The organism is Thioclava sp. F28-4 (assembly GCF_002020045.1).
Lineage (GTDB): Bacteria > Pseudomonadota > Alphaproteobacteria > Rhodobacterales > Rhodobacteraceae > Thioclava > Thioclava sediminum.
In genome coordinates, this window is the sequence record NZ_MPZQ01000020.1 from 22,144 (window position 1) to 29,462 (window position 7,319).

General features: G+C 62.2%; 8 protein-coding genes. 2 read left to right on the forward strand and 6 right to left on the reverse strand.

Annotation, left to right across the window (positions count from 1 at the left end; translation table 11 throughout):
* Nucleotide 1 precedes the first annotated feature (1 nt).
* Genes BMI87_RS20420 through BMI87_RS20430 form a run of 3 tightly spaced genes read right to left on the reverse strand, consistent with a single transcriptional unit; the run spans nucleotide 2 to nucleotide 3,224 of the window.
* Nucleotides 2-1,165, reverse strand: a complete 1,164-nt coding sequence (locus tag BMI87_RS20420; RefSeq protein ID WP_078523346.1) for a cyclopropane-fatty-acyl-phospholipid synthase family protein — start codon at nucleotides 1,163-1,165, stop codon at nucleotides 2-4.
* On the reverse strand, nucleotides 1,165-1,917 hold the full coding sequence (locus BMI87_RS20425) for a DUF1365 domain-containing protein (RefSeq protein ID WP_078523340.1): 753 nt from the start codon (nucleotides 1,915-1,917) through the stop codon (nucleotides 1,165-1,167). The genes BMI87_RS20420 and BMI87_RS20425 overlap by 1 nt, the downstream gene beginning before the upstream one ends.
* The gene (locus tag BMI87_RS20430) at nucleotides 1,914-3,224 is read right to left on the reverse strand and encodes an NAD(P)/FAD-dependent oxidoreductase (RefSeq protein ID WP_078523341.1); all 1,311 of its coding nucleotides are present in this window, start codon (nucleotides 3,222-3,224) and stop codon (nucleotides 1,914-1,916) included. The genes BMI87_RS20425 and BMI87_RS20430 overlap by 4 nt, the downstream gene beginning before the upstream one ends.
* Nucleotides 3,225-3,270: 46 nt before the next feature.
* On the opposite strand from BMI87_RS20430, the gene BMI87_RS20435 reads away from it, so the two are divergent.
* Together BMI87_RS20435 and BMI87_RS20440 are read left to right on the forward strand one after the other, a co-directional pair.
* Nucleotides 3,271-4,002, forward strand: a complete 732-nt coding sequence (locus tag BMI87_RS20435; protein ID WP_371326896.1) for a sigma-70 family RNA polymerase sigma factor — start codon at nucleotides 3,271-3,273, stop codon at nucleotides 4,000-4,002.
* Complete coding sequence (locus BMI87_RS20440; RefSeq protein ID WP_078523342.1) at nucleotides 3,999-4,637, forward strand: ChrR family anti-sigma-E factor; 639 nt, start codon at nucleotides 3,999-4,001, stop codon at nucleotides 4,635-4,637. The genes BMI87_RS20435 and BMI87_RS20440 overlap by 4 nt, the downstream gene beginning before the upstream one ends.
* Before the next feature lie 4 nt (nucleotides 4,638-4,641).
* Here BMI87_RS20440 and BMI87_RS20445 read toward each other — a convergent pair whose 3' ends face one another.
* The 3 genes from BMI87_RS20445 to rfbD are packed head-to-tail and all read right to left on the reverse strand — an operon-like array spanning nucleotide 4,642 to nucleotide 7,271.
* Nucleotides 4,642-5,550 (reverse strand): glycosyltransferase, encoded by a 909-nt coding sequence (locus BMI87_RS20445; RefSeq protein WP_371326897.1) that lies wholly within the window; start codon nucleotides 5,548-5,550, stop codon nucleotides 4,642-4,644.
* 6 nt (nucleotides 5,551-5,556) lie between these two features.
* On the reverse strand, nucleotides 5,557-6,429 hold the full coding sequence (gene rfbA, locus BMI87_RS20450; protein ID WP_078523344.1) for a glucose-1-phosphate thymidylyltransferase RfbA: 873 nt from the start codon (nucleotides 6,427-6,429) through the stop codon (nucleotides 5,557-5,559).
* A complete protein-coding gene (gene rfbD, locus BMI87_RS20455) occupies nucleotides 6,426-7,271 on the reverse strand; it encodes a dTDP-4-dehydrorhamnose reductase (protein WP_078523345.1) in 846 nt (281 codons plus the stop codon). Before rfbD ends, rfbA begins: the two co-directional genes overlap by 4 nt.
* Between the last annotated feature and the right edge of the window lie 48 nt (nucleotides 7,272-7,319).

Consider the following 7,319-nt stretch of genomic DNA (forward strand, 5'->3'; position numbering starts at 1 on the left):
ATTACGCCCTCGCATGTGCCAGTTGGACCTGCACCACATCGGTATGGCCGACCGCAAAGGCCGCCGCGCAGGCTTCGAGATAATAAGACCAGTTGCGCAGGAACTCCGGCCCGAAGCCAAGTTCGGTCGCCCGCGCGCTGCGCTCTTTCAGACGGGTGGCCCATTGCCGGCAGGTCTCAGCATAGTCCTGCCCGAAGGCGAAGCTTTCCTTCACCGCCAACCCGGCCTTCGCCGCCTGATCGCGGATCACCCCGTCGGACAGAAGCATCCCGCCCGGGAAAGTATATTGCCGGATAAAATCGGAGGTCTCGCGATATTTCGGAAAGTAGGAATCAGACACTGTTATGGCCTGAATCATCGCAGAGCCGCCCTCCGCCAGGCGATCTTTCACGGTTTGGAAATAGTTCGGCCAATACCGCTCGCCGACCGCTTCGATCATTTCGATCGAAACGATATGGTCGAATTTCCCCGGCGTATGGCGATAGTCCTGCAACCGGATATCTGCCCGCCCGTCGAGCCGCGCATCGGCGTAACCTTTCTGGCTGGGCGAGATTGTGATCCCGGTAACGCGACGCCCCTGCTCGGCCGCGCGTTCGGCGAAATGGCCCCAGCCGCAGCCGATCTCCAGCACCTGTTCCCCGTCGCCCATCTGGTCGAGAATGCGGTCGAGCTTGCGGTTCTGCGCCCGGTGCAGATCGTTGTCCCCCGGCGCGAAAAGCGCGGAGGAATAGCTCATCCCCTCATCCAGCCAGAGCTGGTAAAACTCGTTGCCCACGTCGTAATGCGCCCGGATGTTGCGCGACGCGCCACGCAGCGAGTTGGCCCGCATCAGCCGGTCGATCAGCCGGAACTTCAGGTTCGACCAGAAGCCCGCATAGGCATAGCCGTCGACCACATCGAGGTTCTTCAGCGCGAGGGAGAGAAGCGCCTCGATCGAGGAGGTCTCCCACAGCCCCGCGATATAGGCCTCACCCAGCCCGACATCGCCGCGAGACGCCATCGCCACCACGGCCTGCCAATCGCGGATTTCCATGTCGGCTTGCGGCTCCCCGCGACCGAAACTGCGCACGGTGCCGTCAGGCAGGCGCAGATGCAGCGTCCCCTGCTCGATCTTCTCGCAGGTCGCGAGGAATTCGCCGCGGATCCGGTTGGTCAGGAAAGGCATCATTGGCTGATCTCCTCGCTGGGGGGTGTGGGCCGCGACAGGTAGCGGGCGCCTTTGAGCTTGAGCCGCAGGGCCTGCCAATAGATCAGGCCGAGCGTGCGGATCGGGGTGAGCGGACGGCGCAGCGCCATACCGAGAAGCGCCGCCGAAGTCAGTTTGCGGCGTTGGGTCGCGAGGGTGGCCACGACGCCCTCCTCGCCATTGCGGTGATTGATGCGGATGCGGATGTGCTCGACTCCGATGTCGAAGCGAAAACGATACTCCCCGGCGATGGTCTGGAACGGGGAGACGTAGAAGATTTTCGCGGCGTGGAGCTCGGTTTCCGCAGAAATAGGGTCGAAATTCGGGGTGGCGCAGAGATAGGAGTGACGGTCGCCGAAGGTATTGTTTACCTCTGCGATCACGGCGCGCAGGTCATCTTGCGCATCATAGGCCAGCCAGAAATTCACCGGGTTGAACCCCGCCCCGAGGATCTTCGGCTGGGTCAGTAGGCGTAGCTTCGTAATTTCGGGCGCACCGTGACGCGAGAGCTGTTTACGGACCCATGCAGCACCCTCGCCGCGACCGGGCGCCCCGCCGTAATCCTTGTCATGCACCGTCGCGAGGTTGCGTCCGCGGCGCGAGAAAATCCGCGGCCACGGACCCGGCGCGTCGGGATCGATCATCACGTAGTCGACGTGATAGCGGAACTGGTGGGAAATCGCGCCCCGCCGCGCATGAACCGTATGACCGGGGCAGAACTCACCGCTCATGCGGGCACCTTTTCGAAATCGACCTGCGGCTGCGCCCCGCGATTGAGCTCGCGCGCCACCCGAACCGCCGAAGCGAACCCATCCTCGTGGAAACCATGACGTAGCCACGCACCGGCGAACCATGTCCGATTCAGACCCTGTATCGACTGGATTTCGCCCTGCGCCTGTATCGCTGCGCGATCGAAGACCGGGTGCCAGAAGACCTCGTGATCGTAGATCGTCTCCTCGGCAATCGGCGCATCGGGGTTCAGCGTGACGAAAAGCGGATCGCTCTCGGGAATGTTCTGCAGCTTGTTCATCCAATAGGTCACGCCAAGCCGCGTCTCATTCGCGCGGGTCTGGGCCTGATAGACCCAGCTGGACCAGCACGCGCGGCGGCGCGGCATCTGCGCCACGTCGCGATGCAGATAAACGTCGTTGGGCTGATAGCGGACCGCCGAAAGCGCGGCCTGTTCCTGCGCAGTCGGCTTGGCCAGAAGCTTGAGCGCCTGATCGGAATGGGTGGCGATAATGACCTGGTCGAACTGATCCGGAAGGGCCTTTTCCGCCGAAATAGTGACTGAATTGCGCTGTCGCTCGATCGCGGTGACCGGGGTGCCGGTGCGGAATTCGACGCCGCGAAGACGCAGGGCGGCCTCCAGCCGCTTAACATATTCGATCGACCCACCCGAGACCGTCCACCATTGATGCTGACCGGTCGCCGACAAAAGCGCATGGTTCTCGAAGAAGCGCAGGAGACTTTTGGCCGGGAACGCGCCGATCTGATCGGCAGGCGTGGACCAGATCGCCCCGCAGATCGGCAGCAGGTAATAGCGCCGGAACCATTCGCCCAGATTCAACTCATCCAGCAGACCGTCAATCGTCACGTCATCGCTTTGCGCGACAGAGACGGCCTTCGCGTTGAACTTCGCGATATCCGCGACCATCCGCAGAAAACCCGGCCGGGCCAAGTTCCGCTTCTGCGCAACGAGGCTGTTCAGGTCGCGCAAAGCATATTCGATCCGGCCTTGATCTATCGTCACGCCAAAGCTCATGTCGGATTTCTCGACCGGTACATCGAGCTCGGAGAACAGGCGCGTCAGATGCGGATAATTCGCGTAATTGAACACGATGAACCCGGTATCGACCGGCTGATCGCCGTTGCGCCCCGCCGTGATCGTGCGCGAATGCCCCCCAAGCCGCGTCTCCGCCTCATAGATGGTGACGCGATTATGTGGCGCGAGTTGCCACGCCGCCGCCAGACCGGAAATCCCGGATCCGATGATCGCGATGCGTTGCGCATGTGGATGCAGGGCATCAAATGACATTCGAATTCTCCCAAGCTCTTGAAGGCGTAACGGTGCATATTACCGTTTGGATCAGAAGTTTTTTCGCATCGCATGTGAACCGCTATCTCATAAGCTGCGTATCGGTCACATGCTGAGAGATGCGACCATCAACTTCGACACCACAGGGACCCCGCCAATCGCGGCGGGTCAGGCCTTTGCCGGGAAGAGAATGGACGACAGGAAATCAGCGAAACCGACGCCCGAGGCGGCTTGCGAGCAGACCGATTGGCTCGTGGCCGTTCGTGACAAGCGTGACAAAATGGCCTTCGCGCGGCTCTATGATCACTTCTCGCCGCGACTGAAGGGAATGCTGGTAAGGTCCGGCATGACGCAGGCGGCGGCGGAGGATGTGGTTCAGGACGTGATGCTCACGATCTGGCGGAAGGCACATCTTTACGACGAGACGCGGGCACGCGCCTCGGCATGGATTTACCGGATTGCGCGCAATCGACAGATTGATGTGATCCGAAGACGGCCCCGGCCCGTTCCAGACGAGCTGATCGCCGAGGCCGAGACGCGGGAAACCCGTGAAGCCGATTCGGCGATCGGGCTGGAACAGGAAGCGGCGCAGCTGCGTCAAGCGATCGAGGCACTGCCGGAAGCGCAGCGCGAGATCATTGAGCGGGCCTATGTGGGGGAACTCACACAGGCTGAAATACGCGAGGCGACAGGTCTCGCACTTGGGACGATTAAATCGCGGATCCGGCTAGCGCTGGAGAAGCTTAGACACGAGTTAAGGGATCTGAGAGAAGAATGACCGAGATTACGCATCATTTGCCCGATTGGTTGGTACGGTCCTACGCGACCGGCTCGCTCGGTCATGCGTTCTCGCTGGTCGTGGCGGCGCATGTGAGCCAGTGCGACGAGTGTCGTGCACGGCTCGAAGCAGAGGAACTGGCGGGCGGGCTTGTTCTGGATGACCTGAAAGGCATGGCTCCCAGCGACGATTTGCGGCGACGTGTGTTTGACGGGTTGGACGACGAGGATGTGATCGTCGCTGATCAACCTGCGCGCGCCGGGATTTATCCGGGCGCCGTGGTTGAGGCGATGGGTGCCGACAGTCCGCGCTGGCGGGCCCTAGGCGGCGGCATCAAGCAGGCCATCCTGAGCGAGGATAAAGAAGGGTCGGCCCGGCTTCTCTATATCCCGCCGGGGATGGCGGTCCCGGATCACACCCATGGCGGGCTGGAACTGACTCTGGTTCTGCAGGGGTCCTTCTCGGACGAGACCGGGCGCTTTGGCGTCGGCGATGTGGAAGTGGCGGATGACGATCTCGATCACACACCGATCGCGGGGATGGAGGATGTCTGCATCTGCCTCGCCGCGACCGATGCGCCGCTGAAGTTCAAGGGCCTTCTGCCGCGCTTGTTGCAGCCGATCTTCCGGATTTAAGACCCTAAATCCTCCGAAATACGGCCCCGATCCAGAGGGCCAGCGTAGTCGCCCGGCTTTGGCGATAGAGCCTCAGCCGGGCGAATTCTTTCAGACGGGTCGAAAAAGCCGCCTCGCGCATCCTCTTGAAGCGATCAAAAATGGCCTGGTTCTCGGGCGTGAACCGATGCGCCGATGCAGTGAGAGCTGCACATTGATCGTCGATCCAGCACCGCCAATCGCCGGACAGCATGCGCCCGAGCCGCGAGAGCTTGGCGCGTATTTTCACATTCGCCCCTTCCGCGTTGCCCCCGTGTTGGCGGTAGAGAACCGTGGGCTTTGCATCATAAATGACCCGCGCACCGCACCCGGTGAACAGCTGATAGAGCCACCAGTCATGACGCGGCGCAACTTGCAGTTCGCGCGCCGCAGAGATGGCCAGTTCGGCCCCGGCCGGGTTCAGGAGAATGGTATTTCCCGCCGCGATATTCTGCACCAGTGCATTGCGGAAAGACGGCGGGCGCGTGTGTCGGACGGAGAGATGCTGGTCTTCCAGATCAGCGTTGCAGACCCAAGTCCGGCTGCAATAAAGCGCAGCTTCCCCCTCGCCCAATGCGGCAATCCCGCGTGCAAGCCGATCCGGTAGCCAGACATCATCCTGATCACAAAAGGCGAGGAAATCCTGCTGCGCGCTGTCGATCCCCTGCAGCAGAGACAGGAAATTCCCTCCCGCGCTGATCCGCGGGCCTCTCACGATCTGAACATCATGGCTGCGCGCAAACTCCGCCAAGACGTTATGCGCGGCGTCGGTTCGGCTGTCGTCCCCGACGATCAGAAGCCAATCCCGATGGGTTTGCGCCGCGAGGCTTTCCAGTTGATCGCGCAGCTCCGGACCCGGATCGCGTGTCGCCATCAGGATCGTCACTCGCGCCACGGTCGCTTACTCGATCAGGCGCAGCAGATACTCGCCATAGCTGTTCTTGCCAAATTTCTTCGCCCGGTCGGCTAGCGCGTCGGCACTGATCCAGCCTTTCTCGAAGGCGATCTCATCTGGCGAGCCACTTTGCAGCCCCTGCCGCTCCTCCAACGTGCGGACGAAGTTGCCAGCGTCGAGCAAGCTGCCATGCGTTCCGGTGTCGAGCCAGGCGAAGCCCCGGCCCATCTGCGTGACCGAGAGCGCACCGTCATGCAGGTAGGTTTCCAAAAGCGAGGTGATCTCCAACTCGCCACGGGCGGAAGGCGTGATCGTCTTGGCGCGTTCGGGCGCGGTCTCGTCGAGGAAATAGAGACCCGTCACCGCGAATTGCGAGGGCGGAACTTCGGGCTTCTCGATGATCGCGCGCACGGTGCCGTTTTCGTCGAAATCTACCACGCCGTAGCGTTCGGGGTCGCGGACGCGGTAGCCGAAGACGGTGCCGCCATCCGTGGTCGCATTCGCCGCTTTGAGGATTTCGCCCAGCCCGGCGCCGAAGAAGATATTGTCGCCCAGCACCATCGCCGAAGGGCTGCCGGCGAGGAACTCTTCGGCCAGCAGATAGGCCTGCGCCAGACCGTCGGGCGAGGGCTGGGTGATATAGGTCAGGTTCAGCCCCCATTGGCTGCCATCGCCGAGCGTGCGGATGAACTGCTCCTGATCATGCGGCGTGGTGATCACCGCGATCTCGCGGATGCCCGCCAGCATCAGCGTCGTCAGCGGATAGTAGATCATCGGCTTGTCATAGACCGGCAGAAGCTGCTTCGAGACGCCCATCGTGATCGGATAAAGCCGCGTGCCCGAGCCGCCCGCCAGAATAATGCCTTTGCGTTTCGTCATACCGCTTCCAATTCAATTAACATTTCATTCAATCCCGATCTCCAATCGGGTCTTTTCAGGCCGAACACGGCCAGATCGCTGCAGTCGAGCCGCGAATTGAGCGGCCGTTTCGCAGGCGTCGGATAGTCGGCGGTGGGAATATCCTCCACCGTCACGCCGCGCCCGGCCCGCGCGAAGATCTCCCGCGCGAAGCCTGCCCAGCTTACATCGGGAGAGCCTGAGAAATGGTAAACGCCGCTTTTCTCGGGCGCGCGCTGCAATTCCTTTGCGATGATAAGGCAGGCCCCGGCAATCGCTTTCGCTGGCGTCGGCCCGCCGATCTGGTCGGCGACGATCGTCAGGTGATCGCGGTTCTCCGACAGGCGCAGCATCGTCTTCACGAAATTCCCGCCATGTGCCGAGAAGACCCAGCTGGTGCGCAGAATGGCGAAGGGGCCACCCGCAGCCCGGATCGCTTCTTCGCCGGCGAGCTTTGTGCGGCCATAGGCGCCAAGCGGAGCGGTCGGGTCGGTGGGTTTGAACGGTGCATCGCCCGAGCCGTCAAAAACGTAATCGGTGGAGATGTGAACGAACGGGATGCCAAGGTCGCGGCAGGCTTCGGCCATCGCGGCGGGCGCGTCACCGTTAACGGTTTGAGCGAGCGCCTCTTCTTCTTCAGCTTTGTCGACTGCCGTATAGGCGGCGGCGTTGATCACGGCCTCAGGCTTGGCCTCCCGGATCGCTTTCGCTGCGGCGCCGGGATCACGCAAATCGACCCTATTCCGGCCCAAGAACGCCGCATCTGGAGCGAGGCGCTGTAGCTCCTGCGCGACCTGGCCGGTCTGTCCGAAGACGAGGATCATGCCTTGCCCAACCTTTCGCCGACGCCGTGCCGCTCTAGCAGCGGGCGC

Excerpts from the sequence above, each read along its gene's own strand:
- BMI87_RS20420 (WP_078523346.1), bottom strand. The coding sequence starts at position 1,165 with ATGCCTTTCCTGACCAACCGGATCCGCGGCGAATTCCTCGCGACCTGC.
- BMI87_RS20425 (WP_078523340.1), bottom strand. The coding sequence starts at position 1,917 with ATGAGCGGTGAGTTCTGCCCCGGTCATACGGTTCATGCGCGGCGGGGC.
- BMI87_RS20430 (WP_078523341.1), bottom strand. The coding sequence starts at position 3,224 with ATGTCATTTGATGCCCTGCATCCACATGCGCAACGCATCGCGATCATC.
- BMI87_RS20440 (WP_078523342.1), top strand. The coding sequence starts at position 3,999 with ATGACCGAGATTACGCATCATTTGCCCGATTGGTTGGTACGGTCCTAC.
- rfbA (WP_078523344.1), bottom strand. The coding sequence starts at position 6,429 with ATGACGAAACGCAAAGGCATTATTCTGGCGGGCGGCTCGGGCACGCGG.
- rfbD (WP_078523345.1), bottom strand. The coding sequence starts at position 7,271 with ATGATCCTCGTCTTCGGACAGACCGGCCAGGTCGCGCAGGAGCTACAG.